Origin of the sequence: Paenibacillus amylolyticus, assembly GCF_047302515.1 — a bacterium.
GTDB classification, from domain to species: domain Bacteria; phylum Bacillota; class Bacilli; order Paenibacillales; family Paenibacillaceae; genus Paenibacillus; species Paenibacillus amylolyticus_G.
In genome coordinates this window covers 1,326,728-1,351,307 of the sequence record NZ_CP168019.1, presented here as the reverse complement: position 1 = coordinate 1,351,307, position 24,580 = coordinate 1,326,728, and the positions used below count along the sequence as shown (strand labels likewise).

The following is a 24,580-nucleotide window of genomic DNA, read 5'->3' as shown; positions in this document are numbered from 1 at the left end:
TTTTAATAGACGAACTATTGTTGCACAAGAATGCATTTGATTAGGTTTGGCTCGAAGAGATTTCCGAATTCAATTGGCTGGCAGAAGCCGTCTGATCATTACGAAATTGAATTCGCATCGCTGGAACAATACCCATGATCATCACGGTAACCGAGATTGCGTAGACGATAAAAATGGATGTGCTGTTCATCAGTACACCTGCCATGGAAGATCCAAGAAGCATACTTCCTATGAATAAAGGTGTGATGGTGCCATTCACTCTCCCGATCAAATGCTCATCGATCCGGGTGACCAAGTACGTGGAGATGATGACGTTGATAAATGCCAAACTAATGGAGCTCAAGAAGCTGATCAAAAGGGTCAGCCAGAACCAACTGGATAACACTTCCCCCATCGTGGCTACAGCCAGACACAGCACACCTACAAGCAGAGTTAAGGTCTGATTCAGCTTGGCACTTACAGCAGCCGCAATACCTCCTCCAATCAATAAACCTATTCCAGATGCACCAGAGAGGAACTGTAACGACGTTGCTTCAAGTCCCAAACGTTCGGTGATCAGAAATATTCCAAGTGGGCTGATGAGACCCGCAGAAAGCCCTATACAGATGAATACCAGACTAAGCATTTTTAACGATTGAGATCGAGCAACATATTGCCAGCCCTCTCTGATATCCGCTAATAATGAGGTGTTTGTTTCCCGCTGCGTGGCGTCTTTAGGCAGAAATGTGAGTAGAAGCGCAGAGGTGAGGAATAGAATGAGTAATGCGTACATGGATGCCTGAATGCCCATTGCAGTGTATATAAAAGTTCCGACGATCGGTCCCAGAATTAAAAACAACGATTGACCACTCTGTGTAATAGCAATTGCAGAATGCAAATGTTCTCCCTTTACATTTCGCCTCACAATCTTTAGAGAGGATGGTTGAGAAAACTGGCTAACGATAGAGGATACAAACGTGGCTACGTATAGAATCTGCCAATACCCGGAAGATAAAACGCCAATAATCATGACAATAGACAACGCACTCAGAATATCCCCCAGTATCATCGTACGTTTGGGATTCCAGCGATCAGCAAGTGCACCGCCAATGATGGAGAAAACAAAAATCGGGGCATATTCAAGTACGGTAATCAGCGAGACGGCTATTGGACTTCCCTGAGTTCGATCCATCACATAATAGAGGATCGCCATATTTCGGATCCATATCGCCAGATTTTGCAGCAGATCAGACCCTGTCACGATTAAAAAAGCTTTGTTTCTGAACAGTGTGTTCATTCTCCATCTCCTTTTTAAACCGACTGTCCGGTTTATTAATATTTAAAAAGAAAAACTGACGTTACATCAGCTTTTCATGGTTAACGTTGTTGAATTCCTGCCAGCAGACCGGCCATGCCTTTGTGGTAAATACGACGAATATCCGTCAGGTCCTTCTCATAATAGAGAGTAGTCAATCCGCTAAACAGACCGTAGATAATGTGCATTACATCCTGTGGGTCATCCTGTTTTAACTCCCCATCCTCCATCCCTTTAGTAATAATGGACTCGTATGTCCCATACGGAATTCGGATCAGGGAAAGCATCTCATCGAGCATCTCCTGACTAACGACCTGACCCGAGACAAACTCGTTAATGGCGTGATTCAGAGGGTTAGCCAAATCATCCACGTAATGATCAGCAAGTCCGTACAGTTTGTCTATAGCAGTCTCATACCCGGATTCTTTGTCCAGCCAAGCATCCATCCAATCTTCATTGTTAAGCTTGATTAGATACATGAATAACTCTTCTTTGCTTTTGAAATGATAATAGATGCTTCCTTTACTCCGATTGTTAATCGTACATATGTCTTCCATGGAAGTTGCACTATATCCCTTTTGGGCAAACAGTTCCTTGGTATTACGCGCAATGTCTTTCTTTATCTGGGCAACATCTTTTCTTCGTTTGACTTCGATTGGAAAAACCTCCATAAAATAAACCGACTATTCGGTCTAATAGTATCACAGCACAAATACCCCGTCAATTCAATTTGCACAGGCACCCTCTCATTTGCTGTTTCAAAAAATGTACAAGAGAATGCCTGGCTACAATTCAGGAAAGAAGTCGTCACATCATACTTACAATCCAACCGATCCAATACGCAAATGGAATTAATAACAACTGTGCCAATAGAGTACCAAATAAACGAGATACGAGCATGCAGCCATAGATCTGATTCATGCGATCCAAACGGATCTCGCCACGTAATGATTTGTCACTGAGCAGAGAAATCCGCGGATCAATCAGGATGGTTAACAAAATAGTCGCTATTCCATTAATTAGCCCAGTCGATTGGGATGCAGCTACAGCCTGCCCTGGGTAAAGATAAGCTGCGTACAAGCTGGACAGGACACCTGTGGTGTAGATTGCAGTTACCACTACATTCAGCATCATTAACCGTCTTGGCATCCCATGTTGTACTAATCGTTTGGCCATCTTCCAGGATGGCGGTGTAATGTAATACGTTGCATTTCTAATCTTGCTTCGCTTCAGCATACCGCGAACCATCGCAGGGATAGAACCGGCTGCTTCAAAATGTACAACCATTCTCGACGAGAGCTTCACCATGGTTGGAAAACACAATATGGCTAATGCCGTTCCAATCGTTGCCGCACCCATTAACCAGTGCAGCTGCGCTGCAAAGTGTGGATTGGCTCCACGTGTTGCAGTATCCACCAGATTACCTACCATTGGACCCTGGGCCATATTCGAGGTTCGAGAAACCAACAGCAAGATACCCGCCAAAGAAATGGCCAGCGCGATTCTGCGGGTACGTAATCCACCAAGGCGGAGCGCGTATGACAAGCTGTCTGCGCCATGAATCAGCATGGTGAACAGCATAGGGATTGCCAGGCTAAGACTAAACATATGTATGTACTCCTTTATATCCCTGTTATTGAACTTATTTCTTACATGGACAGCATTATACTCCTCTGGCTTGCAAAAGTATAGGAACGAGATCCTTTTATATAAGTTGAAATAAAGAATATTTACACTGGACACTCCGATGACAGAACAACCTTCCGATCGCTGTTATCCCCAGATTTTTTTGATTCCTTTTATAAAGGGATAAATCCGGGGATAAAGGCGAACACTTCGTTTCTTCAGGTTTTTTCTGTCCTCTCCGTTTCGTGTAAATGTTTATTTCAATTTATATAGATCATCGGTAAATGCACCTACGACCTCGGATGTTTATCGTTTATCCCTCCCCTCAGAGGGTAATATACAACTAATCCATTATTGTACAGGAGGGGTTCATATGCCTTGGAACAAACAGGATTATCCGGTATCCATGAAGAACCTGGAACCACGTGTCAGACATAAAGCAATTGAGATTGCCAATGCTCTGCTCGATGACGGGTATGAGGAAGGACGCTCGATTGCCATAGCGACAGCTAAGGCGGAAGAATGGGATGAAAATCATCCCGCACCGGAAAGTTCGAAATCGGACTCCACGTCTTCTTCCGATAATTCCAACCCTAAAAAGTCGTCTTCCACGGATCGTCGTCATTCCGAGCCCGTTTCTTCGTCCAAAAGTCATGATAACATCCATGTCGTGCCTACCAACTCTGGATGGGCGATCAAGGAAGAAGGAAAGTCTACCTACCTGTCGACATTTGATACTAAGGCAGAAGCTGTAGATAAGGCCAAAGAACTGAGTAGCAAACAAAATATTCGAGCGATTATCCATAATCAGGATGGTCAGATTGCTTCTTCGATCAAGCCCTGAATGAATCGGAAAACAACAAAATCCCTTTTGCTGCTGAAGAGCAGTCAAAAGGGATTTTGTATGAACTTTAACTATCAAGACCTGAATATGATGCATACAGGTTATGGTTGTTCTGAAACGTATGGTTAATTGGATACCCCTCTAGCCACCGTAGTCCGTTGTGAAATAGCAGCAGCGTTAACTGCCTTGGCTGCAGCCGATGGCATCGGCAATTTCACAGCCGAAGTTGTAACCACGGTTCCGCGAGCCGGAACACTAACGACGTACGTGATGACTTTACTGGCAATCCATACGGCCAGAATCGTATATAAAGTTTCTTTTACCGGAAGAAAGAAAAGCGACAATCCCAATACAAAAGCATCGCTGACAAAGAAAACTGTTCCCAGCTTCCATCCCTTCCAGCGGCTAACCAGCACGGCGAGAATATCGTCTCCGCCTGTCGCTCCACCGAATCGAAGCACGACCCCAGCGCCTACCCCTGTCAATATACCGGATAGAACTGCCGGAATCCACAGATTTCCGTTAAACGACAATACCAGTGTGGAGTATCGTTCAAAGCCGTCATAGAATAGGGAAAATGCACCGACGCCAAGCAATGCCTGAATCATGAATTTCCAGCCTTTGAGGAACCAAGCCAGGATCATGACCGGAATGTCCAGTAACAACATACCGATAGCAGGTGATAAGCCTGTTGCGTATTTTCCGAGCAGGGCCAGACCAACAAATCCGCCCTCCGATAAATGATTCTGAAAGTTAATGTGATAATAAGCAAAAGCTAAAATAAATGTACCGAGTAGCATAATGGCGAATTTGATCGCCTCTGTTTTAACGTGTTGTAAGGTTAACGATGTTCTCTTCATTCAGGTTCCCTCGCAGTTTGTAGGTTGGTTTTTTAGACCGACCGTACCCTGCAAAAGGTAAGCCTGGAAGAAATCATCGTGTACGTCCTTCGAATATTCATTCCAATCCCCTCTTTCGCAGAGTCAGCCGTTTTTTTGAAACCGGTTGGTGTACTCTACAAGGGGCGCTATGTGTATGAGAGATCGTAACGTTTCCAGATCGTCCTTGGGGAGATTGTCCTTCGGGAACTCATGGTATCCTGATCCTTTCTGTTCTGTTGTGGTTAGCTGTGCTCAGTTAAACTGAAAAATAACTACAATGCATAAGCTTGAACATTTAATTGTACACTTACACTTGGATTACAGTACCCTCTTTTGATCGCGGTTATCCCCGGATTTTTGGAATTCCATTTTCCCTCTGGGGAAAATCCGATGACAGCTTATGCTTCCGAAGCTGCTTTCATTCAAAAAGCTTTCAGGCGAACGCTTCGCTTCTACAGATGGGTTCTGCACTCTTCGTTCCTGTGTAAATTGTAAATCCAACTTACAGCAGTTGCAAGTTCATTCAGTTTAAACACCAAAGCTAACTTGCTTGTTCTTCTATTATATAACACCAACGTGACCGGGTCTAAACAGCAGACCCCTCAAAAACAGGCATAAAGCAGCCTTTGGACTGCTCCAGCAGTCATACAGCAACACCAGGATAAGCAATGCTTGCTAATGGTGCAACCTGCTCCTTTATTCTATGACCAAAGCTTCCAAAAATAACTGTCAGTCACCCAACTGTTACAAATTGGGGCCTTTTTTTATTTTCTTGCGCTTTTTAAAGGAATCATTTTCCTTTCACACATACACTATAGCAAACGTAATCGGCTTATTCTTTGTCCAGTTCAGACGTTTCCAGACTTACTCTGCTGTTTATGGTATAATATAACAATTGAATCCCACTACCGTTTAAGCGAGGCGGATTGATGAAAACGTTAAAGCCAAGAGTCTTTATTGGCTGCTCGCTGGAAGCGAAGCCGATTGCAGCCGCAGTACACGAAAACTTACGTTTTTCAGCCGAAGTTACCCCTTGGTATTCCGGGGTTTTTAATCCAAGCAGCTATACCATGGACGATCTGGAAGTAGAGGTCCGTACGACTGACTTTGCCATTTTTATTTTTCATCCGGATGATATATCCAAAATCCGCGGGAAGTACTACGCGTCGGTCCGGGATAATACAATGCTGGAAATGGGTCTGTTTATGGGTCGTCTGGGACGAAAACGTATTTTTTTCATTCTTCCTGAGGATATTACAGACATTAAGGACACAACCAAGGTTGAAGGATTGCGTATGCCCACAGATCTGCTGGGATTAAATCCACTCGTATATGAAATCCGTTCTGACGGAAAGTGGGCACCAGCCGTGTCCGTGGCATGTTCCAAAATCGCAGACAGTATTGAGGAACAAGGACGCTGGAGTGATCCAGAATTGGAGAACATCATTGAGAAGCATAAACGCACTGAGGGAGAAGCAAGGTTACAACTGCTTAAGTTGCTGCGGTTCTTTAGGGAATTGCTGCGTACCCGCAAAGCAGATGCGAAGATGCTCGAGCGAATGAGCGATGCCCTGCGTACTGCCTTTGTCTCTCATCCTCCATTCGCTGTACGTGGCACAGCCATATACCGTACAGATGACAGTGGTTATATCGAGCAATTATGTGGTAATGTTGGAGAACCGGGGAGAAAGTATGACTTGTCCGCTAATGACGACAAACAACCGGATGATCCCAAGCGCATCCTGGTTATTGATTCTTACCGGGAGAATAAAATCAAGATCAACCTGTATGATGATTACCTTGAGAAAGAGTATCTGCTATGCTATCCTGTAGCCAAGAAGTATGTAATCACCGTTCACATTATTGGACATATTGAAGCGGATGAGGCGGTATTTCAGCAGATTGACCTACAGAATCGTCAACTGTTCAACGCCATCAACGATTTGTTAGGAGGCGAACCGGAATGAAACCGGAAACGAAAAAAATAAGCAAGCGCTGGGGCAGCGAAAAAAAGGTACGCCTCAGTTCTGCGCCCGAATCATCACGACCGGTTCCGGAACCCAAGGAAGAAGATCGTTTCCACAAGCCGGCCGTACCGCTAACTACCATTGGGCCCTCCCTGAAGGGCAAGGAAAGACCTTATAAGGTCATCCTTGAAAAAGAGGCGTTCTACGAAAAGCCTCAATATCTTGCTTAATTTCTGAACACATCATCAAACCTGCCGCTGAATCGGCAGTATTTCATAGGCCCCGCCGCCCAAGGCAGGGGCTTTTTTGTTGCTCAATTTCCGCTAAAATAAAACTGCTTCTACTCATTGAACCGGTGCCATCTTGTTAAGGCAAGACATCCCTGAATCATGATCGCAATTCATTGTAGTAATTCATTGCTTGTAATCACTTCTGTAGCAAACTGCACTGCATAAGGCTTATTTGGTTTATGGCCTTAGGTTTCCTGCAAAACCCATAAATTATACCTTATTTTGGAGCAGGCTTGTCCCTAAATCCCTAGCTTCATTCATTATCTGTACCTTTAGGAAAATGCGGTAATGTGTGCTTCCAATATTTCTCGGTTGTATTGTGTATCTCCATTACATATATTGATTATAATATAAGAACACATGTTCTGTAAATATAAAATTCCAATTAAAGGTTAAGGAAGTGAACATATGACATCCTCAACTTTCGCCCCATCCCCTGCGGATGAAGACCATCGTCTGATTAAAGGTCTGGTTGTGCGCACGCTATTGCTGGATGTACTTGAACGAGATATTCGCACACTGGATACGCTGCTGCTGAAGATGCCCGAAGTCTACATTCTGTCGCTGACCCGCATTCAGAACAATGTGCTCAAGGAGATGTTGGCCCTTCGTAAACAGATGAGAACCCGTGGTGTCAAAGTACTGGAAGAGAAACGGGAAGCCGAGGGTATCGAAACCCTGTATATGTGCAGGGGCTACTGGCAACGGTTCTATATGCTGTGGACATTCGCACGCAATGAAGTCAAAAAAGAACTCAGTCGGCATCTGCAGATGGACTTGGCGCAGACTTGATACAACTCTGACAATATTGAACCCATCCCCAGCAAAACAAGTTGACCACGGAAGGTTACGTTCATTAAGATGGAATAGAGATATCCAACCATTCCAATAAGGCATGAATTGATTTCAACCGGATATACGCTCAACGTCTTATCAATCAAGGAGTTGTTACTTCATGGATTTGAATACACATTCGATTAAACGAACACCCGCACATACAGGCATTGCCGCAGATGTAACCAAACTGATCGGCCAGACACCTGCCGTCAAACTGAACAGACTCACAGACAGCGACTCCGCTGACGTATACGTGAAACTGGAATACTTCAACCCAAGTGGCAGCGTCAAAGATCGTGCCGCCTACAATCTGATCGTTCAGGCTGAACTTGCGGGACACTTGCTCCCTGGTGCTACCATTATTGAACCGACGAGCGGCAATACCGGGATTGGTCTTGCGATGAATGCCGCCGCCAAAGGATATAAAGCCATTCTGATCATGCCGGACAATATGTCCAAGGAACGCATCAACATTCTGAAAGCCTACGGCGCAGATGTGGTGCTCACCCCTGCTGCGGAGCGGATGCCTGGTGCGATTCGCAAAGCGAAAGAACTTCAAGCAGACATTCCAGGAAGTTTCATTCCGCAGCAATTCGAAAATCAGGCGAACCCGGACATTCACCGGATCACCACGGCTCCCGAGATTATGCAGCAGATGGATGGCAGGCTGGACGCCTTCATCGCTACGGCGGGGACCGGCGGCACGATTACCGGAACGGGAGAAGAACTGCGCAAGCAGTTGCCCGATATCCGCATCTATGCGGTGGAGCCCAAAGGTTCTCCGGTGTTGTCCGGTGGCGAGCCCGGACCACACAAGCTCGTCGGTACAAGTCCGGGGTTCATTCCGGACATCCTGAATACCGACGTGTGGGATGCCATCATCCAGGTGTCCGATGAGGACGCACTGGATACGATGCGGCAGCTTGCTGCCCGGGAAGGGCTGTTGCTCGGCCCTTCCTCTGGGGCTTCGGTGTGGGCCTCCCTTCGCATCGCGAAGGAACTGGGGCCGGGACACCGGGTGCTCTGCATTGCGCCGGATACCGGGGAACGGTATCTGAGCATGGGTATTTTTTAACACAGCAAAAATCTGTACACATCAAAAAGGGGCTTCCATATCCCATAAGTCATGAGCATGACAGAGGCCCTCCCTTATTAGCGCTCATTGGTCATTGGTTCTAATGAAACTGACACACGCTATTCGCTCCTATTTGCGCAGGTCTGACGTGTAACGAATCACAGCGACGTTATTCCTCCAAATTCGGTCGATTTACAGGCTTAAAAGCTATTGTCGACGGGATAACGTTACTGAGATTCGTTAGAATTTACATCACTTCATTATCACCCTAATAAGGTGCGGTAGGTTCGTTAGAATGTTGGAGCGATTGGTAGCGAGGAGCGAGGGAAAATCCCTCGAAAAAAAGGGAAGAGAAGTACATTGAAGGAACCATCAAAACAAAAAAAAGCCCTTGCTCACTTACGGATGGTGAATCCGCAGAGAACAAGAACTTATTTTGGTAAGAAACTTTATCATCAAAAACAAAGCAAGAACATTTAACGTAAGCTGGTTAGTGTGTCAGAGTTGTCCATTCCACACCTTCGGGAAGCAGGGCCGCAATGCGGTCTTTGGCTTCCTTTTTGGTATACAGTGATTCATCGAGAATGACCGCAGAACCGGAATCCGTGCTTGTCCGAATCAGACGTCCAAGACCTTGCTTCACACGCAGGAGCATATACGGAAGATCGATCTCTTCGTATGGTGCTGCCGACGCACTACGTTTTGCATTGAAGACAGGGTCCTGTGGTGGATACGGAAGCGACCAGATCATCACGTTGGATAATGACGGACCTGGAACGTCCAGTCCTTCCCACAGATTAACGGAACACAGCACACTCTCCTCATCCTGCTGGAACGCCGCGATCAGATCACTGATCTCCCGGTCCCCCTCATACATAAAGCGCAAACCTTCTGCTTCAGGTACATGAACGATGTCCTGCTTGAACGCACGTAGCTCTTCCATCGTACGGAACAGAACCAGCGCACGTCCCCCGCTCTCCTGAAGTAACGACACCGCATCACGCATGCGATTTTCGTTCTCCGGGTGACCCGGTATAGCTTCATCGGTAATTTTCATCTTCATTTTGTCCGCATAATCATAAGGGGAAGCCACCGAGAACGATACAAAATCATCAATGCCCAGGCTGTCCGCCACATAACGGAATGAACTGTCCACAGATAACGTGGCGGAGGAGAACACGATTGGAATACCTGTGTTGAACACACGCTCGTTCAGCATTTCCTTCACGGTGCGCGGCATGATCGATAAGGTCGTCTCATCCTCGCTCTCTTCCGCCCAACAGATGTAACCATCTTCCTTGCGGAACAAGGCAAGCGCAGACTGAATCATATCGAGATGTTCTTCCACGACACGCATCTGGTAACCATCCAGCGAGAACAATCCGCTCTCAAATACCAATTCTTCGCCGATTGCATCCAGCACACTCGTCAGACGTTCAATCTCACGCAGCAGTGGCGGCTCTACCCGAACTTCTTTCCGTTCCGAACCAGGGATCGCCACCGTATACGTATCCAGCAACGCAAACAGTCGCTCACTGCTCTCAATCGCTTCATCCACACACTCCGCGAGGGATTCACGAATCTCTCCTTCTAACAGGCGAGTGACGAGTTCCTCAAAAATACGGTGTTTCAGCTTGTAGCTCAGTGCGTTCAGGGCTGCTTCTTCCAGCAAATGTCCTTCATCAAATACAACCGAGCTGTGATCAGGCAGCAATGGCAATTGTCCCTCGCGTTTACGCGCATCATAGGTCCACACATGCTCCATGTAGTAATCATGGGAACAGATGATGATGTCTTTGGAACGACGGTAATGGTCACGCGACAGCGTCAGGCCACAGCGTTGTCTTTTTGGACAAACAAAACAATCCTGGAACGGGTCCCAGTTGATTTTGTTCCACTGACGATCGTTCAGATGTGGATACTGTTTACGGTCACCATACGGATGGAAAGCCTGAAGTGTACCCGGCGTATTCACAAAATCCGGCAGACTCTCATGCACTTCTTCAATGACAGGCGCATCCTCATCTGCGAACCGCACCGCACTTAATTTGTTCAGACAGACGTATTGGTCCGGTGATTTACCAAGACGTGCATCCACTTCCAAATCCAAGTGTGCAGCCAGCTTCGCAATATCTCCGCCGGGCTTCACGAGCTGTTCAATCAAGGACTCATCGGCACAGGCGATCACTGCCGGTTTGCCCGTATAACGTGCGTAACAGACCGCGTAGAGCAGATAGACTAACGTCTTGCCTGTTCCGACACCGGCCTCCGCCATAATGGTCTTTTTATCTCCATAGGCCCGTTCGAGCTGGTACGCCATAAAAATCTGTTCATCCCGTACCTCGAAGCCGAACTCTGGCAAAATATCGTAAAAAACATCGGCAACCCATTCCCCGAGACGGGATACAAAAGGTTCAGCCGGATCATATGCAAAAGGATAACGTTGTGTAGACAATCCTAGGTCAGCCTCCATTCTTAGACGCGGTCCTCTTTCATTTTCCGTTCAAAAAAGGCCGCAGGGCAAAAGTTAATTATCTCACGCGATGAAGCGGGTGACAAGCTTTTTTTACGAGATTATTTGCGAGGTTTAATGTATAGAACCAATTTTCAGGGAAAATATATACAGGAATCCACTTTAAGGAAAGGCGGTGCTCCACTCCATGAATCATCAGTCTTCACAACCAGAGCATTCCTCAGACAAATCAGCTGAGACATTAACGGATCGACAAGGGCATCCCATTACGGACAATCAGAATGTACGAACCGTTGGCAGCCGGGGACCGACTACGCTGGAGAACTATCATTTTCTCGAAAAGATTACTCACTTCGACCGCGAACGTATTCCGGAACGTGTGGTCCATGCCCGCGGTGCTGGCGCTCATGGCATATTTGAAGCGTATGGAACAGCCGGGAGTGAACCAGTATCGAAGTACACACGTGCACGCCTATTTCAGGAAAAAGGCAAACAAACGCCCGTTTTCGTTCGCTTCTCTACCGTTATACATGGCGGACATTCACCGGAGACACTGCGGGACCCGCGCGGATTTGCTGTAAAATTCTATACCGAAGACGGCAACTGGGATCTGGTGGGTAACAATCTGAAAATTTTTTTCATTCGCGACCCGCTCAAATTCCCGGATATGGTACATGCCTTCAAGCCAGACCCGTTGACCAATGCACAGGATATGGAGCGGTTTTTCGATTTTGTATCGCTAAGTCCTGAAGCTACCCATATGGTGACATTCCTCTTCTCTCCATGGGGCATTCCAGCGAATTATCGGCAGATGCAAGGGTCGGGTGTTAATACATACAAATGGGTCAATCAGGAAGGCACGGGCGTACTCATCAAATACCACTGGGAACCGCTCAATCAAGGGATACGCAACCTGCTGCAAAAAGACGCGAGCGAGATTCAGGGACAGAATTTCAATCATGCGACATTGGATCTGTATCACGCCATTGAACAAGGGGACTATCCCGAATGGGAGCTGTGCGTTCAAGTGATGGAAGACGGCGAGCATCCGGAGTTGGATTTCGACCCGCTGGACCCAACCAAGCTATGGCCGCAAGATCAGTTCCCTTTTCTACCTGTGGGCAAAATGACGTTGAATCGTAATCCCGAGGATTATTTCAATGAAGTGGAGCAAGCAGCGTTTGGCACAGGTGTATTGGTAGACGGGCTGGATTTCTCAGATGACAAACTGCTGCAAGGACGGACCTTCTCCTATTCGGATACCCAGCGTCACCGGGTGGGTGCGAACTATCTGCAACTGCCTGTAAATGCACCGAAAAATCGGGTAGCCACGAATCAGAGCGGCGGACAGATGCAATATCAAGTGGATCGTGCACCGGGTCAGAATCCGCATGTGAACTATGAACCCTCCTCCCTTGGTGGGTTAAAAGAAGCAGCCCCACGTGGCAAGGAACATGAACCACTGGTGGAAGGCCGACTTGTTCGTGAGAAGATTGAGCGTACAAATGACTTTGGTCAGGCAGGAGATACGTACCGGGCATTCGAGGATTGGGAGAGGGATGAACTGATCAGCAATATGGTCGGCGCATTGGCACAATGCAAACCGGATATCCGGGATCGCATGATCTCTTATTTCACCCAAGCGGATGCGGATTACGGTCGTCGCGTCTCTGAAGGGTTGGCCTCTGTGCCAACCGATGATAGTGCAACGGTCCAACCGAAACATGAACCAAGTGTCGAGCAAGCAGAGAAACGCAGTCGCGAGACGGACGGATATTAAAGCAGCTGAACAGCTTTTAGACTGATAAGTCTGACACTCTTAGTACATTCGAGTATTTTGAGTAAGCAGATTACGTTCTGAATTAAACATAGCCCTGATCGTCAAGTTGCCAGTTGCAGCTGCTATCAGGGCTTTTTCATGACTAGCTGGAGTGTAATCTCCACTTCAGGATACATGCAGCTATGTATTTTAAATTAAATGAAGTTCATATGAGTGGATCGAAGGTAAGACTTGTGCTCGGGGGATGGAAAAGCGTACTTCTCTACGTTCATTTCAGATGATCCTTCGTTAAATGAGAGCTATCACCCAATGGAAAGATTACATAATTCACGTGATATTACAGGCATTGGAAGCTTGCAGGCCTGACCTGCCTGCATGTACCTCCATCTGATCAGATGATTATTGATGATAACGCTTACAACATTTACCATAAAGCTGTGTCCTAGAGATTACATCTAACCACCAGCCGGCATGATCTATCTCATAGGTAACGGCCTGGTACACGGCTACCACATGCTCTTCATTCTATTCCCAATTAACCAAGGAGGTTTGCGTAATGAAATTATTCCCATCCACATCCACTCATGTATCTGCACGATCTGCACGTTCTCTGAAGGAACGCTCCCTCAAATCCAAAATGGCCCATATCTGTCTGAGTGCCGCGTTCCCTCTATTATTAATTGGTGGTGGATCGGCCGGTGCTGAGGAACTGATCGAGAGCAGCTTGCAAAATCCCTCTGAATCGGTGGCGACTTCGAATATCGCACTTGCTGCTGGTGATCTGTATGTGTCTCCTGGCGGCTCAGCCAGCAATCCGGGAACACTGAACAGTCCAACGTCACTGGCTAACGCATTGACCCAGATCGCCCCAGGCAAGACCATCTATCTACGCGGCGGCAACTACACCTTCTCCCAGACCATTACCATTGAACGTGGCAACAGCGGCACATCGAGCCAACGTAAAAACCTGGTGGCGTATGGATCGGAAAAACCGGTCTTTGATTTCTCAGCCCAGGCCTTCGCTTCCACCAATCGTGGACTGCAAATGTTCGGAGACTACTGGTTCGTCAAAGGGCTTGAGGTGAAGGGTGCGGGCGACAACGGCATCTTCATCGGAGGCAGTTACAACCGTCTGGAGCAGATCGAAGCTCATCACAACCGGGATACGGGTATTCAAATGGGACGTTATGCTTCCACAGCCGCCAAGAGTGAATGGCCTGCATATAATGAAGTGATTCGTTCCTACTCCCACAACAACTATGACCCGGATGACGGCGAGGATGCAGACGGTTTTGCGGCCAAACTGACCGTTGGCCCAGGTAATGTCTTCGACGGTTGTATTGCCGCCTATAACGTGGACGATGGCTGGGATCTGTATAGCAAAACGGACACAGGCGCCATCGGCGCGGTTACGATCCGCAACAGCATCGCCTACGCGAACGGTGCAACATCAGACGGTACTTCTACCTCCAACAGTGATGGCAACGGCTTCAAGCTCGGCGGCGAGAAGATTGCAGTGAATCATATCGTTGAGAACAGCATTGCGTTTAACAATAAAAAGCACGGCTTCACCTACAACAGCAATCCCGGTTCGATCCAGATGAAAAATAACACCTCCTGGAACAATGGGCAAAGCAACTTTGCCTTTGATGTTGGCACCCACATCTTCACCAACAACCTGTCCTTCCAAGGCGGCGCCAGTGACAAAACAAGCGGAACCGACGTCAGCAGCACTAACGTCTGGTGGAAGAACAAAAAAAGCGAGAACGCCAAAGGCCTGCTCGCCAGCGCAGCCGACTTTGTCTCCCTCGTGCCTTCGGTAACACGTAGCGCAGACGGAACGCCTGTCCTGGGCAATTTCCTCAAGCTTGCGGGTGGTAGTGATCTGATTGGCTCGGGTACACCAGCGGGTAAGAATATTGGTGCGCGGTAAGTGGTAGGTAATAAAATAAAAGAATAATTTAAAAGCAAAATCCCCTCCCCCATGCCAGCCTGATAGGTGGTTATGGAGGAGGGGATTTTTAAATTGCTTTGTATTGTCTGCCGCTACCTTATAAGGTATATAGATATTCAAGGTTTGGCTAAAACCTCAATCATGAGCCTGCCGCCTGTGCGAAAACCTTGCTCAAACGCCGCTTCCACATACATGGACGTGGACTGTCCGATCAAGTCTATCAGTTGTTCCAGAGCATCGTATTCGTTCTCGGTAAGCTGTGTTTTGTAGTCCTGCATCAGGTCCGATATCTGGCGATTGATCTCCTGATACTCGGCCTGCTCAGGATGAATCGACTCGTCCAACCCCAGGTTCCCGTGAAACAAATCTTCGATCAGGTTTGACATGTTATCCCCACCTAGTCTTTTTACCAACTATTCTCACTATACTTTAGCGGATTTTCCGCTAAAAATCAATAGCGGATAACACGCTAAAGTATGATATTGGTGAGGTGATGATAATGTACGCTCGTATACGCAATTTGCGTGAAGACAAAGACTTATCCCAAACACAGATGGCCACCTATCTTGGCTGTAGCCAACGTGTTTATAGCAACTATGAACGTGGCGAGTTGGACATTCCAACCGCTATATTGATAAAACTGGCCGACTATCACCAGACCAGTACAGATTATCTTTTGAATCGGACGGATGTAAGAAGACCATATCCATCAAAGTGATTCGGCTTGAGTTTTACATAAATAAGTCCTCTCATGTTGAAAGCAACGCCAAACTAGTACCCTGGTAATGTATTCACCCTTTCAAACTTGCTATGGGCGTTCGTCCGTAAGGATCATCAACCATAAGATCGAACTCTCTATAGATGAATATCGGCGTATTAATCTTTTTCTATTGACCAACCATTCCTTAAAAGCACGGGGACGTGGATTTTTTGATGTATTTCCAAGGAACAAGTCGATTCATATCCTCTTCTCTCCTGAACCAAACAGGCACGATATCAAACAGATGTTATAACGCTGATTCAGAACTATTTCACCAGAACAAACCACACGTACCATGATCATCATCCGCTGAATCGTATCAAGCTTGTACCTTCCATGCTGATAACCAGGTGACGGAAGTGGAGGGTCCAGTAAGTTCTTGATTGCATCTAACGATGCTGCCCGTTCTTGACGTCACTACCACTCTGCTTCTTAGCTGTAAATGTAAGTGGAGTGTCACCCATACGTAAAAAATTGTAGAGCGCATGCGAAATATCGGGATGAACAGACACAAGAATCTCAAGCAATTCTTCTGCTGTATGATTCTGTAGTTTGGTCAGATCAATATTATGAACACTCTGGTACTTTTTCGGGAGCCAATTGAATATATCCCATCCGTTTGATGATCTTGGTGATGTCATCCTGCCAAAACCCATCATCTGTCGCTTTACAGCAGCCGGAAGAACCGAATTCGCAAATGAAAAAATGGCTTTATGATACCATTTCAATGTTTCACCTCCAGACATAAAAATAGAAGGCAGGAAAAGTTTCCTTACCTTCTACATTTCTTAATACTTCTATGGATTTATAATATCATCGAGTTACTATAGCGTTACTACGGATTTATTCAGCAATACCATACATTCATCACCACCCCCAACAAAGAAGGACCGTGACAGACACTCGTCACAGCCCCTATTTCACTACAGTGTATTCAGCTTCGAATTCAGCCTGCTTCATATGTTTCAGTGTCCCGGTTGCGTCCTTAACAATGTAATCCCCGACAGGTACCACCAATGGATTCAATGGATCGACGATCACTCGAAGCTTTACAGTGCTACCCGCAAGGTCAATCGAGATTGGCACCTGAACAAAAACGAAGGTCTCATCTGCATGTGTCGAGCTGTTTCCCTCGAACTGAATGGCCGTAGCCGGAATGATCTTCTGATAGCTTTTAACGGACATTTCATCCCTCCATCGTTATTATATCTTCGATATTACTCAAAATTAATAATTATCTAAATACTTCCGATATATCTTAAAACAGAATTTGGAGGTAGTTAGATGAATTCATTTCTTATAATAGGGGTTTTGATTTTGCTGATTGTTATTACTATTCTAGTTGAAATCCAAAGATTTAAAGTTTTAAAATTAAATATTGAGAAAAATTTACCAAGTGGGGCCTTGAAATCCAACGTTGTTTCACAAGAAGATATTAAATTGTTACTAAGAGCTTATAGAACACTACAAACTAATGATAGTCAGAAGTTAAAAGTAGCGCGCATTCATCTGAAGATTCTAAAAGAAAAACAATCTGATAATAGCCCCTTTGAGGATATTATTAAACTAATCACCATCTTTATAACGCTTGTTGGATTAATGATCACAACAACTCTGAAAATCCCCAAAGAAACTATTGAACTGTTATCTATTATAAAACCTATATCCGAAATAGTACTTTTGTTGATGCTCATCGTTAGTAGTGTGATATTTATTTCTTACATATTCAAATTTTCTACAAATCGATCTACAGAGTTAATCAACATTCATATTGTAGCTTCTGACGAAATAACATCAGATTCAGAGTTAGTTATAAATGATATTACTCCTGAAAATCTTAATCAAGACAACGCAGGAATCGCATCATCATCATAACAACTCGTCCTGCTGAAGCTTGATATCCAATTCGATGAGACGTTCCAGATCCTGAACGGTCTGCATCTTTATATTTCCAGCCTGTGGGTCACGAACCTGCAGGCTGCTGCATTAATCTGATCGATCGGCACGATTATGATGTTCATGTTCTCTGCCTCCACAAAAAAGAGCAGAATAATTCTGCTCGAAAGTTAAAATCAATAGTCTTGATAATAATAGTTACCATCTTAACTTGTCATACATAAACCAATGCTTAATATTAATTAAATAACCTGGATTCATGTTGCCAACGTCAAATATATGATATTTGTCAGCGTAACTTTTAAACTCTCTGGAAGTAAGTAAGAAACAGTAGTAAAAAAGCATTATATATTCGTATAGAGACAATTGAGCATTAACCAGCTTTATATATTCATTTCTTTCATCTGTACTAAGAGAGGCATTTGCGTCAATCATTCTATAAATATTTGTTAAGTTTCTAACATACGTTCCTAACGCCTGTTCATTTAATAAAATAGCTCTTTGAATTGCATGCGTTAAGCTATAGTTAACCTTCTGTTCGTGAAGAATAGATTCTTTAATATAATCATCGTCCAACTCTCTATTGATGTCTGCCGGAAAATCGATTGTTTTAATACCATATTCCTCATCTAGAACTAACATATATTCTTTTATTAACAAATTATAGAAAGTAAAAAAGGCACCTCTTCCTGACGTACCTTTGATATTAATGTTCTTCACTATATCGTGATGCATTTGAACGGTTAAGAAAAGCGTACTTTCAAAACGCTGAACATTTGAGAGTCTAACCTGCTCCATCATCTTCTCATTCATATCTTTAGCTTCTTGTTGTTGGCGTCTGTTCTCTGCCATTTGCAGAAAAATTGTGTATATTAATCCCCCAAATGCAAGACCAGAGAACAACGCGTTCACCGCTCCAAACATATCACCGAATGTTCCCCGATAACTGGCATTAATCAATCCGTTTATAGCAATTCCAGAACCGGCCCACACTACAAAAACCCCACACACAATGAGTGCGATATGTTTTTTATTCATTACGACCACTCCTATTCTATATCTGATACAACATCTTCCAGTATCAGACAATAAATAAGGTCGGTCAAGATATAAAAAAGGACAAGCGTCCTAGCTCGTCCTCGTTGATTGTATTTAGCTATTGTGTCTTCTTAGTGCATCTTCTAAGCGTTCTATTAAATCACTGTACTGTCCTTTGGTTACTTCATCCGTTTCAATATTTACGAACTCTTGCACAGATCCTCCATAGGTTACATGTGCTAAAGTGCTCAATGCTTGAAAGTAATCAAAATTGCTTGTTTTTAAATAATCTTGTATTTCTTGAAGGTCACTACCTTCCAACTTCAATGTTTTATTATTCATAGGCTGCATCCTGCCACCTCCTCCCAGAACTATCATACTCAAATTCTGGAAGTTAAACAAAAGGGAATTGTGTTGAGTTGGTTTCAATGTTTGGGGACCATCATATACATTCGTAGGCTCACTCAGATGCTGTTCTCCGCTCTTCAATGGATTGATCCCTGCAAACGACGTTCTCATACAAACAAGCTTAGAATGGCTCACATTTAGTTATACGAAGGCAAAAGAAAAAGCACCATAGAAGGTGCTTACTTGAAACTACTTCAGTTTCCCCATTGAACTAAATCTAAAATATTTTAGCAGATCGAACTGGGCTCTCATTAATTCGGAACTAAAAAGGAGTATTTTATGCGAGTCTATCTCTTCGCTTTCTAAATACAATTCTAACTCCCTGTTAAGATTATAAATTTTTGAAGTATACTTACTCGTCTCTTCTGGAACTGATTCAAAAAAATCATAGGAATAGAACTTTGGGATTAAATTTAAGGATTTTCTCAATTCACGAATATCTCCCGCCGTATAACTATCTGAATTTTCCCGGATTTCTTTTAATTCAAACCTAATTGTAGTGATATAAGTACTCATTGCTTGTTTTTCTTCTCTAATCAGTCTCCTTGCTTCTTGTGCCTTGTCCCTTCTGCGAAAATATATTGTTACGAATAAACCTGAAACAAGTCCTGTTACTAATCCAATCGAAATATTTGAAGCTAAATCTATATAATTCATGTCCTCCCCCTCCTGTCAACATCATTCGACAATTAAGAAGGTTTTCCCTCCTTAGTGCATTTAGGTCTACTACAAAACTGCTGCACTTCATCCCATCTACCCCAAACACAACCTTTACATTTCTCAGGCTACTTGTTGAGACGGATGCGTTGCTTCTTCCGTCTTCTGCTGCTGATCACTTCAATTCCTCCAATAAAAAAAGCCGATCCATAAGGAACGACTTTAAAATGATATGTATTATGTTGGTGATACGTCTTAAAAGCATGCGCCCGAAACGGTCGCCGCAAAAACGCTACGCTCTTTGCTTTAAATGCATACGTACTATGTAACTTTAGAGGAAGAACAAGACCATTTTACTGAAGCTACCAAATGCAGGTCAAGGAACAGAAAACGGGTGAGTCCCGATGAGCTGGAACAAACCCGTCATTTACTACGGATTGCTTGCTAATTCGTAATTAGTCCAACATGCTATTTCCTCTTTCTGCTAAAATGTAATTTGCACACAACACTTTATTTAAGGAGAGATTAAACATGAGTTTTGAATTTGATTTTGATAGAGTTACAAAGGAATTGGTTTCCGAATTAACTGATGCTATTGTAGACAATCTTAACGAAGCGATAAAAGGACCTAATTATGCAAATTTACAATCACTTGTAGGTGATCGCGCCGAACTAATTATGCTTTCGTCTATTACATTAGCTGCATCAGCTTCATTGACAAACAAAGTTCTAAAACAATATCACAAAGAACTTACAGCTTATTTAGAGACTCAGAAATAGTCTTACATATTAATTCTTTTATTTGTGGTTGCTGGAGCTTTTGAACATAATGTTCAGGGCTCTCTCCAGCTCCCTGATCTCTTAAGCGAGTAATTATAGTGCAAGCTACTTCTGAAACTTGAGGGACCAAATTCATTGTTTCGAAATTAGCTGGCTCATTCTCAAGCGTGTTTCTAGCCCACTTTAGAAATGCAATTGCTGTTTCTTGTAATTCCTCATTAATAGTTGAATCCATTATCTTTCTCCTCTCTCAATGGAACATCTTCTTGCTACATATCATACCGAGCATTACCTCGACATGATCATATCGTTGAAGCTCACGGAATGATAATCCTGAAAATAGAAAAGGCGAGAATAGGAACGTCCCAGTCATATGCCGTATGTGCGGCTGTGCATTTCATTCGCGCCTTTTTCTATGTTCCTAATGTATCACGGGAAAATAGTCATGTGGGGTTCAACATGATCTCTAAACGAGGTCATGTAGGGTTCTCATTTGGGTCAATAATTCCCTCTCTTAATTACATACTAAGATGGACTATAATGGTATTGTTGTGTTTAATAGAAAAAGAATAGAGGTAGAGATAATGATAATTCTTAACGTTCGTATTAAAAATCACAAAAGTATCGATGATTCAGGAGAGATTAAATTACATAATAAAATGAATGTTTTAGCAGGTAAAAATAATACAGGTAAATCAGCTTTCATTGAAGCGTTGTATAAAGTTCTACAAGGTATGCTAAACTCCCCGGCCTTAGATACTCAATCAACCGAAATTGAATTAGAATTATCCTTGTCAGACGAAGAAGTAAATTATCTAAATGATAATGTACCTCCAGGATTTACAATCCAGTATTCGGAAAAGTTCAGACTTTTTTTAAGATATTTCAATAGTCATAATGTGACAGTTTTTAATAAAGTACAAGGATACTACAACGATCATTTTCAAGATGTTTACATTAACAGTAATTATCATAAAGTTGGAGTAGCTCCAAAATATATGTTCGTGATACCCGATCAAGAAGACAGCGTATTAGTCCCCAATAGTACATTTATTTCTAATTTCATGAACCTTTTAAACAAGAAAATTGTTTATATAACTGGTTCTAGACATGTACCTTCGACTGAGACTTCAACTTTAAACAATTACTTAAAAATTGATGGGACAAATCTTAATGGGTTTCTTTACTCTATGCACAATAATGAAGAAGAAACTTTTGATAAAATTGTGGAAACGTTTAAACAAATATTTACTGACGTTATAACTATTAGGACTCCTATTGATGAAGGTAACCAGACTTTTATAAGTGTATCCTTCGAAGGCTTAGATACGCCAATTCCCTTATCAGATTGCGGAAGTGGCTATACTCACGTTTTATTACTATTGTGTGTACTCTATACAAAAGAAAACAGTATAGTTCTATTTGATGAGCCACAAGTATTCTTACATCCTTCTGCCGAGAAGGCCATCTATGATTTAGTAAGCGATAGCAATGAACACCAGTTTGTATTCACTACGCATTCCCCTATTTTAATTAATTATCCATCTGATAAATATTTAATTCATGTAAGTAAGTTGAATGGGATAAGTTCCTTCACACAGTTAGAACATATTCAAGAAGTGTTGTCTGATATAGGTGTTAGTAATAGTGACTTTGCTTTATCTGATAAAGTAATATTTGTAGAAGGACAAACTGAGGAACTTGTAATTCCGATGATCCTCACTCATTTCGGCTTAAAACAGATTGGTTATAATTACAGAATATTAAATATGAAGGGAACTGGTAATTATTTTAATAAGAATTCTTCTATGCGAGCGTATAAAGGCAAACTTGACTTAATTCTAAGTGGCATATCAGAGAGTCCAATACCTTATAAAATAATTATTGATGCAGATAACAAAACCGACGAAAAACTTCTCACATTAAGAGAAAGCTATGGAGATAGTATAATTATCTTGGGACGACGAGAGTACGAGAACTACTTTTTAGACTGTTATCATGAGCTTTCTGAAATCATTAATCGAAATTCATCAATAGCTGCTGCAGATCCAGATCTAATAAAGAGCAAAATCGACCATTTATTATTATCAATCGATGACAATAAATTATTCCCTAAAAAAGGTTCTACAAATGTATTAAAAGATGTCGTTGGAAGTGAAGTGTTAGAACGCTTATTTGAAAGCTACTCTTTACACTACAATAAAATAGTTCATGGAATGGAACTGACTGAATTAGTGTTAAACAACACTCCAGAAAAATTGGAATTCTTTAAGAGCGAACTGCAAGATTTCATTAAAGGATAACAGTGCAAAAAAGAGAAGCTGACGATTAATCGTCAGCTTCTCTTTTAGTATTCTGCATCATCTTGCTCAAAAAAGCCGATTAGCTTCAAGGTATTTGCGACACTCTCCAGCCCCTCATCGATCTTGCGCTTGATTGTACTATCACTGAGAGCGCGCCGGAAGAAGAGTATCGTTTCTTTGCGTGAATAACCTTGAATGTATCTGTAATCAACGGCTTTACGGGCTTCTTCGTCTTTGATTAGCCGCTGCGCCCTTTCCAACTGGTGTGTATAGAAGTCATATCTTTTGTACACCCAGCGCTGTTTCTCTATAAGAATCGTAGCGTTTGCCGTCTTGCCCGCAGCAGATCAGTTTTATTGAAGATTCAAGTTACTTTATAATCACCCTCCCTCTTAATATGATTTCAAAGTTTCTTGTTATCTTTTTATTGATACACCTCCTATTGTTGGAAGCATAATAGACTGAGGGGTTCCCATCAAATATTCACCGAATGTGAGAACATATGCGTCAGCTCGGTCAGGTGACTTTAATCCACGCTTCTTCATGTCCTTCTTACTTTCAAGGAGGATCTTCCCCTTACTGGTCATTGACCATTTTCTTGCGGTCAATTGGGAAGTAAGTACATCGTCATCGGGTAATTGTAAGACCGCAGGGTCATTGTTCATATAATTGCTCATGTGTTCAAAAAGCCCCATAATATACGCCCACATCTTCGAGCCTAAGTTTCCATAATGTTCATCTAAAGATTGCTCAAATTTACTAGGGATTTGAATATCCATTAATCGCCCATAATGTTGAATAACGAAATAGGATGTTATACTTGCTGTACAAAAACTTAATTGCAATAAATTCAGTATTTATTCAACATATCCAAAATACGGAACTAGAACAAACTATCGTAGTACAAATTATAGTTTACATAAGCAGATTCGTAGTATTTAGCATTCAAGTTGATTGGAGGAAAGGGTTCATGAATATAATAATTGAGAAGTTAAAAGATACAGATATTGAAGACTTGTATGAATTCGAAATTGAAAACAGAATTTTTTTCGAGGAAATGGTACCGTCTCGAGGAGATGATTATTACATATCTGAGGTTTTTAAAGTAAGGAATGAATCTCTGCTTGATGAACAAGTCAAAGGACTCTCCTTTTTTTATTTAATAAAAGACGAAAATAACTCGATTCTTGGAAGAATAAATTTAGTTGATATTGATGATTCAGATAAAATAGGATTTCTCGGCTATAGAGTGGGACAAATCCACACTGGAAAAGGTGTTGCTAAAAAAGCATTAAAATTATTACTCAATACAATAGTTGATTTAGATATTAAAGAAGTTAAGGCAAAAACAACTACCAACAATGTAGCATCTCAAAAAGTTTTAGAGCAAAACGGATTCGATCATACAGAAACTAGTGATAATGAATTTGAAATGAATGGGCAAGTGTTAAAATTCATTACTTATACATGGACAAATAAATCATAACTTTAATCACTATTCGGACGCGGCTGTTTAAGCTGAAGATCATAAGCCAAATTCCTCGTTCAAGATACTGAGGGGTTAGGCTTTTTTGTCTTTTAATATTCCTTATATTGTGAATTTCGCGTTCTTGATGTTATTCCATTGGGAAACTCATTGAGTATTGCAGATGAATTGGTTCTTACGCGCATTGAGTGAAACAAACTAGGTATATGTAATGGATCTATTAATTACTTA

The 24,580-nt window shown here is 43.0% G+C and carries 26 protein-coding genes; 12 read left to right on the top strand and 14 right to left on the bottom strand.

What is annotated here, in order from left to right; translation table 11 throughout:
* Positions 1 to 40: 40 nt before the first annotated feature.
* The 3 genes from ACDJ59_RS05930 to ACDJ59_RS05920 form a co-directional block, all read right to left on the bottom strand.
* Positions 41 to 1,276: an MFS transporter gene (locus tag ACDJ59_RS05930; RefSeq protein ID WP_413407965.1), complete on the bottom strand. Its 1,236-nt coding sequence runs from the start codon at positions 1,274 to 1,276 to the stop codon at positions 41 to 43.
* A gap of 80 nt (positions 1,277 to 1,356) precedes the next feature.
* Positions 1,357 to 1,965 (bottom strand): TetR family transcriptional regulator C-terminal domain-containing protein, encoded by a 609-nt coding sequence (locus ACDJ59_RS05925; RefSeq protein WP_413407964.1) that lies wholly within the window; start codon positions 1,963 to 1,965, stop codon positions 1,357 to 1,359.
* A gap of 136 nt (positions 1,966 to 2,101) precedes the next feature.
* Positions 2,102 to 2,902: a lipid II flippase Amj family protein gene (locus ACDJ59_RS05920; protein ID WP_413407963.1), complete on the bottom strand. Its 801-nt coding sequence runs from the start codon at positions 2,900 to 2,902 to the stop codon at positions 2,102 to 2,104.
* A gap of 391 nt (positions 2,903 to 3,293) precedes the next feature.
* Here ACDJ59_RS05920 and ACDJ59_RS05915 point away from each other — a divergent pair, with 391 nt between their 5' ends.
* Positions 3,294 to 3,764: a DUF2188 domain-containing protein gene (locus ACDJ59_RS05915; RefSeq protein WP_413407962.1), complete on the top strand. Its 471-nt coding sequence runs from the start codon at positions 3,294 to 3,296 to the stop codon at positions 3,762 to 3,764.
* A 125-nt stretch (positions 3,765 to 3,889) separates the two neighbouring features.
* Here ACDJ59_RS05915 and ACDJ59_RS05910 read toward each other — a convergent pair whose 3' ends face one another.
* Positions 3,890 to 4,624 carry a YitT family protein gene (locus tag ACDJ59_RS05910; RefSeq protein ID WP_338587800.1) on the bottom strand — a complete coding sequence of 245 codons (735 nt, stop codon included), beginning with the start codon at positions 4,622 to 4,624 and terminating at the stop codon, positions 3,890 to 3,892.
* A 950-nt stretch (positions 4,625 to 5,574) separates the two neighbouring features.
* Between ACDJ59_RS05910 and ACDJ59_RS05905 the strand changes: the two genes are divergently transcribed.
* The 4 genes from ACDJ59_RS05905 (at position 5,575) to cysK (ending at position 8,814) form a co-directional block, all read left to right on the top strand.
* Positions 5,575 to 6,612 (top strand): nucleotide-binding protein, encoded by a 1,038-nt coding sequence (locus ACDJ59_RS05905; RefSeq protein ID WP_413407961.1) that lies wholly within the window; start codon positions 5,575 to 5,577, stop codon positions 6,610 to 6,612.
* The gene (locus ACDJ59_RS05900; protein ID WP_017687536.1) at positions 6,609 to 6,842 is read left to right on the top strand and encodes a hypothetical protein; all 234 of its coding nucleotides are present in this window, start codon (positions 6,609 to 6,611) and stop codon (positions 6,840 to 6,842) included. Before ACDJ59_RS05905 ends, ACDJ59_RS05900 begins: the two co-directional genes overlap by 4 nt.
* Before the next feature lie 468 nt (positions 6,843 to 7,310).
* On the top strand, positions 7,311 to 7,694 hold the full coding sequence (locus ACDJ59_RS05895; RefSeq protein ID WP_413407960.1) for a hypothetical protein: 384 nt from the start codon (positions 7,311 to 7,313) through the stop codon (positions 7,692 to 7,694).
* A gap of 163 nt (positions 7,695 to 7,857) precedes the next feature.
* Positions 7,858 to 8,814 carry a cysteine synthase A gene (cysK, locus tag ACDJ59_RS05890; protein WP_413407959.1) on the top strand — a complete coding sequence of 319 codons (957 nt, stop codon included), beginning with the start codon at positions 7,858 to 7,860 and terminating at the stop codon, positions 8,812 to 8,814.
* A gap of 490 nt (positions 8,815 to 9,304) precedes the next feature.
* Here cysK and ACDJ59_RS05885 read toward each other — a convergent pair whose 3' ends face one another.
* Positions 9,305 to 11,287 (bottom strand): ATP-dependent DNA helicase, encoded by a 1,983-nt coding sequence (locus ACDJ59_RS05885; RefSeq protein WP_413407958.1) that lies wholly within the window; start codon positions 11,285 to 11,287, stop codon positions 9,305 to 9,307.
* Between the two features lie 187 nt (positions 11,288 to 11,474).
* Between ACDJ59_RS05885 and ACDJ59_RS05880 the strand changes: the two genes are divergently transcribed.
* Together ACDJ59_RS05880 and ACDJ59_RS05875 are read left to right on the top strand one after the other, a co-directional pair.
* A complete protein-coding gene (locus tag ACDJ59_RS05880) occupies positions 11,475 to 13,067 on the top strand; it encodes a catalase (RefSeq protein ID WP_413407957.1) in 1,593 nt (530 codons plus the stop codon).
* 556 nt (positions 13,068 to 13,623) lie between these two features.
* Positions 13,624 to 15,000 carry a right-handed parallel beta-helix repeat-containing protein gene (locus tag ACDJ59_RS05875; RefSeq protein WP_413407956.1) on the top strand — a complete coding sequence of 459 codons (1,377 nt, stop codon included), beginning with the start codon at positions 13,624 to 13,626 and terminating at the stop codon, positions 14,998 to 15,000.
* 137 nt (positions 15,001 to 15,137) lie between these two features.
* Here the strand turns inward: ACDJ59_RS05875 and ACDJ59_RS05870 are convergent, their stop codons facing one another.
* On the bottom strand, positions 15,138 to 15,407 hold the full coding sequence (locus ACDJ59_RS05870; protein WP_413407955.1) for a DUF6809 family protein: 270 nt from the start codon (positions 15,405 to 15,407) through the stop codon (positions 15,138 to 15,140).
* 113 nt (positions 15,408 to 15,520) lie between these two features.
* Here ACDJ59_RS05870 and ACDJ59_RS05865 point away from each other — a divergent pair, with 113 nt between their 5' ends.
* The gene (locus ACDJ59_RS05865) at positions 15,521 to 15,739 is read left to right on the top strand and encodes a helix-turn-helix transcriptional regulator (RefSeq protein ID WP_315372765.1); all 219 of its coding nucleotides are present in this window, start codon (positions 15,521 to 15,523) and stop codon (positions 15,737 to 15,739) included.
* 431 nt (positions 15,740 to 16,170) lie between these two features.
* Here ACDJ59_RS05865 and ACDJ59_RS05860 read toward each other — a convergent pair whose 3' ends face one another.
* Both ACDJ59_RS05860 and ACDJ59_RS05855 read right to left on the bottom strand, forming a co-directional pair.
* Positions 16,171 to 16,509, bottom strand: coding sequence for a hypothetical protein (locus ACDJ59_RS05860; protein ID WP_405117949.1), 339 nt, complete (start codon positions 16,507 to 16,509; stop codon positions 16,171 to 16,173).
* 187 nt (positions 16,510 to 16,696) lie between these two features.
* A complete protein-coding gene (locus tag ACDJ59_RS05855) occupies positions 16,697 to 16,966 on the bottom strand; it encodes a hypothetical protein (RefSeq protein ID WP_340398793.1) in 270 nt (89 codons plus the stop codon).
* Between the two features lie 99 nt (positions 16,967 to 17,065).
* Between ACDJ59_RS05855 and ACDJ59_RS05850 the strand changes: the two genes are divergently transcribed.
* Positions 17,066 to 17,656 (top strand): hypothetical protein, encoded by a 591-nt coding sequence (locus tag ACDJ59_RS05850; RefSeq protein WP_413407954.1) that lies wholly within the window; start codon positions 17,066 to 17,068, stop codon positions 17,654 to 17,656.
* Positions 17,657 to 17,875: 219 nt separating this feature from the next.
* Here the strand turns inward: ACDJ59_RS05850 and ACDJ59_RS05845 are convergent, their stop codons facing one another.
* The 3 genes from ACDJ59_RS05845 to ACDJ59_RS05835 all read right to left on the bottom strand — a co-directional run bounded on the left by ACDJ59_RS05845 (position 17,876) and on the right by ACDJ59_RS05835 (position 19,780).
* Entirely contained in the window at positions 17,876 to 18,715 is an 840-nt protein-coding gene (locus tag ACDJ59_RS05845; protein ID WP_340398795.1) for a putative phage abortive infection protein, read from the bottom strand.
* Between the two features lie 114 nt (positions 18,716 to 18,829).
* Positions 18,830 to 19,066, bottom strand: a complete 237-nt coding sequence (locus ACDJ59_RS05840) for a hypothetical protein (protein WP_413407953.1) — start codon at positions 19,064 to 19,066, stop codon at positions 18,830 to 18,832.
* Positions 19,067 to 19,312: 246 nt separating this feature from the next.
* A complete protein-coding gene (locus ACDJ59_RS05835) occupies positions 19,313 to 19,780 on the bottom strand; it encodes a hypothetical protein (RefSeq protein WP_340398797.1) in 468 nt (155 codons plus the stop codon).
* A 531-nt stretch (positions 19,781 to 20,311) separates the two neighbouring features.
* Between ACDJ59_RS05835 and ACDJ59_RS05830 the strand changes: the two genes are divergently transcribed.
* Positions 20,312 to 20,560, top strand: coding sequence for a hypothetical protein (locus tag ACDJ59_RS05830; protein WP_340398798.1), 249 nt, complete (start codon positions 20,312 to 20,314; stop codon positions 20,558 to 20,560).
* Here the strand turns inward: ACDJ59_RS05830 and ACDJ59_RS05825 are convergent.
* Positions 20,532 to 20,795, bottom strand: a complete 264-nt coding sequence (locus ACDJ59_RS05825; RefSeq protein ID WP_340398799.1) for a hypothetical protein — start codon at positions 20,793 to 20,795, stop codon at positions 20,532 to 20,534. The two genes, ACDJ59_RS05830 and ACDJ59_RS05825, sit on opposite strands and share 29 nt — an antisense overlap.
* 295 nt (positions 20,796 to 21,090) lie before the next feature.
* Here ACDJ59_RS05825 and ACDJ59_RS05820 point away from each other — a divergent pair, with 295 nt between their 5' ends.
* Positions 21,091 to 22,863 carry an ATP-dependent nuclease gene (locus tag ACDJ59_RS05820; RefSeq protein ID WP_413407952.1) on the top strand — a complete coding sequence of 591 codons (1,773 nt, stop codon included), beginning with the start codon at positions 21,091 to 21,093 and terminating at the stop codon, positions 22,861 to 22,863.
* A 44-nt stretch (positions 22,864 to 22,907) separates the two neighbouring features.
* On the opposite strand, the gene ACDJ59_RS05815 is transcribed toward ACDJ59_RS05820, so the two are convergent.
* Together ACDJ59_RS05815 and ACDJ59_RS05810 are read right to left on the bottom strand one after the other, a co-directional pair.
* Positions 22,908 to 23,156 carry a hypothetical protein gene (locus ACDJ59_RS05815; RefSeq protein WP_413407951.1) on the bottom strand — a complete coding sequence of 83 codons (249 nt, stop codon included), beginning with the start codon at positions 23,154 to 23,156 and terminating at the stop codon, positions 22,908 to 22,910.
* 123 nt (positions 23,157 to 23,279) lie between these two features.
* Positions 23,280 to 23,642, bottom strand: a complete 363-nt coding sequence (locus ACDJ59_RS05810) for a hypothetical protein (RefSeq protein WP_340398802.1) — start codon at positions 23,640 to 23,642, stop codon at positions 23,280 to 23,282.
* Between the two features lie 191 nt (positions 23,643 to 23,833).
* Here ACDJ59_RS05810 and ACDJ59_RS05805 point away from each other — a divergent pair, with 191 nt between their 5' ends.
* Positions 23,834 to 24,349, top strand: coding sequence for a GNAT family N-acetyltransferase (locus tag ACDJ59_RS05805; RefSeq protein ID WP_413407950.1), 516 nt, complete (start codon positions 23,834 to 23,836; stop codon positions 24,347 to 24,349).
* Positions 24,350 to 24,580: the final 231 nt, after the last annotated feature.

What these genes read in the sequence shown, in the direction of transcription:
- ACDJ59_RS05930 (WP_413407965.1), bottom strand. Translation starts at nt 1,276, where the DNA reads ATGAACACACTGTTCAGAAACAAAGCTTTTTTAATCGTGACAGGGTCT.
- ACDJ59_RS05925 (WP_413407964.1), bottom strand. Translation starts at nt 1,965, where the DNA reads ATGGAGGTTTTTCCAATCGAAGTCAAACGAAGAAAAGATGTTGCCCAG.
- ACDJ59_RS05920 (WP_413407963.1), bottom strand. Translation starts at nt 2,902, where the DNA reads ATGTTTAGTCTTAGCCTGGCAATCCCTATGCTGTTCACCATGCTGATT.
- ACDJ59_RS05915 (WP_413407962.1), top strand. Translation starts at nt 3,294, where the DNA reads ATGCCTTGGAACAAACAGGATTATCCGGTATCCATGAAGAACCTGGAA.
- ACDJ59_RS05910 (WP_338587800.1), bottom strand. Translation starts at nt 4,624, where the DNA reads ATGAAGAGAACATCGTTAACCTTACAACACGTTAAAACAGAGGCGATC.
- ACDJ59_RS05905 (WP_413407961.1), top strand. Translation starts at nt 5,575, where the DNA reads ATGAAAACGTTAAAGCCAAGAGTCTTTATTGGCTGCTCGCTGGAAGCG.
- ACDJ59_RS05900 (WP_017687536.1), top strand. Translation starts at nt 6,609, where the DNA reads ATGAAACCGGAAACGAAAAAAATAAGCAAGCGCTGGGGCAGCGAAAAA.
- ACDJ59_RS05895 (WP_413407960.1), top strand. Translation starts at nt 7,311, where the DNA reads ATGACATCCTCAACTTTCGCCCCATCCCCTGCGGATGAAGACCATCGT.
- cysK (WP_413407959.1), top strand. Translation starts at nt 7,858, where the DNA reads ATGGATTTGAATACACATTCGATTAAACGAACACCCGCACATACAGGC.
- ACDJ59_RS05885 (WP_413407958.1), bottom strand. Translation starts at nt 11,287, where the DNA reads ATGGAGGCTGACCTAGGATTGTCTACACAACGTTATCCTTTTGCATAT.
- ACDJ59_RS05880 (WP_413407957.1), top strand. Translation starts at nt 11,475, where the DNA reads ATGAATCATCAGTCTTCACAACCAGAGCATTCCTCAGACAAATCAGCT.
- ACDJ59_RS05875 (WP_413407956.1), top strand. Translation starts at nt 13,624, where the DNA reads ATGAAATTATTCCCATCCACATCCACTCATGTATCTGCACGATCTGCA.
- ACDJ59_RS05870 (WP_413407955.1), bottom strand. Translation starts at nt 15,407, where the DNA reads ATGTCAAACCTGATCGAAGATTTGTTTCACGGGAACCTGGGGTTGGAC.
- ACDJ59_RS05865 (WP_315372765.1), top strand. Translation starts at nt 15,521, where the DNA reads ATGTACGCTCGTATACGCAATTTGCGTGAAGACAAAGACTTATCCCAA.
- ACDJ59_RS05855 (WP_340398793.1), bottom strand. Translation starts at nt 16,966, where the DNA reads ATGTCCGTTAAAAGCTATCAGAAGATCATTCCGGCTACGGCCATTCAG.
- ACDJ59_RS05850 (WP_413407954.1), top strand. Translation starts at nt 17,066, where the DNA reads ATGAATTCATTTCTTATAATAGGGGTTTTGATTTTGCTGATTGTTATT.
- ACDJ59_RS05845 (WP_340398795.1), bottom strand. Translation starts at nt 18,715, where the DNA reads ATGAATAAAAAACATATCGCACTCATTGTGTGTGGGGTTTTTGTAGTG.
- ACDJ59_RS05840 (WP_413407953.1), bottom strand. Translation starts at nt 19,066, where the DNA reads ATGCAGCCTATGAATAATAAAACATTGAAGTTGGAAGGTAGTGACCTT.
- ACDJ59_RS05835 (WP_340398797.1), bottom strand. Translation starts at nt 19,780, where the DNA reads ATGAATTATATAGATTTAGCTTCAAATATTTCGATTGGATTAGTAACA.
- ACDJ59_RS05830 (WP_340398798.1), top strand. Translation starts at nt 20,312, where the DNA reads ATGAGTTTTGAATTTGATTTTGATAGAGTTACAAAGGAATTGGTTTCC.
- ACDJ59_RS05825 (WP_340398799.1), bottom strand. Translation starts at nt 20,795, where the DNA reads ATGGATTCAACTATTAATGAGGAATTACAAGAAACAGCAATTGCATTT.
- ACDJ59_RS05820 (WP_413407952.1), top strand. Translation starts at nt 21,091, where the DNA reads ATGGACTATAATGGTATTGTTGTGTTTAATAGAAAAAGAATAGAGGTA.
- ACDJ59_RS05810 (WP_340398802.1), bottom strand. Translation starts at nt 23,642, where the DNA reads ATGGATATTCAAATCCCTAGTAAATTTGAGCAATCTTTAGATGAACAT.
- ACDJ59_RS05805 (WP_413407950.1), top strand. Translation starts at nt 23,834, where the DNA reads ATGAATATAATAATTGAGAAGTTAAAAGATACAGATATTGAAGACTTG.